1 pseudogene is annotated in these 896 nt (G+C 35.2%); it reads left to right on the top strand.

The features are described 5' to 3' along the window. A pseudogene (locus F7018_RS12360) lies at positions 1–896 on the top strand (hypothetical protein); the annotation flags it as partial.

Below are 896 nucleotides of genomic sequence, written 5' to 3'. Positions count from 1 at the left end.
TTAGATGCCACAGGAAATGTAAGTATTACACCAGCACAAATAAATAATGGTTCAACTGATAACTGCGGAATCCAATCAATGAGTTTAGATACAACATCATTTGATTGTAGCAATGTAGGAACGAATACAGTGACCTTAACGGTAACTGATGTTAATGGAAACGCAGATACAAAAACTGCAACGATAACCGTTGAAGATAAAATCAATCCAACGGTGGTAACACAAGATATCACGGTTCAATTAGATGCTGCAGGAAATGCTATAATCACACCAGTACAAATAAACAATGGATCAACCGATAATTGTGGAATTCAATCGATGAGTTTAGATACAACATCATTTGATTGTAGCAATGTAGGAGCTAATATAGTAACCTTAACAGTAACCGATGTTAACGGAAATGTAAACACGAAGACTGCAACTGTAACCGTTGAAGATAAAATCAATCCAACAGTGGTTGCACAGGATATCACGGTTCAATTAGATACAACAGGAAATGTAAGTATAACACCAGCTCAAATTGATAATGGTTCATCTGACAACTGTGGTATCCAATCAATGAGTTTAGATACAACTTCGTTTGATTGTAGAAAAATTGGAGCAAATACAGTAACCTTAACAGTAACTGATGTTAATGGAAACTCAGATACAAAAACAGCAACCGTAACCGTAGAAGATAAGGTAAACCCAACAGTGATAATACAGAATATTACTGTTCAATTAGACGCCACAGGAAATGCAAGTATTACACCAGTACAAATCACCAATGGATCAACCGATAACTGTGGAATTCAATCAATGAGTTTAGACACAACTTCATTTGATTGTACAAACATTGGAGCAAATACAGTAACGTTAACAGTAACAGATGTTAATGGAAACACTAACACAAATAT

This window comes from Tenacibaculum aiptasiae (assembly GCF_008806755.1).
GTDB classification, from domain to species: Bacteria; Bacteroidota; Bacteroidia; order Flavobacteriales; family Flavobacteriaceae; genus Polaribacter; species Polaribacter aiptasiae.
This window is presented reverse-complemented; position numbering and strand designations above follow the sequence as displayed.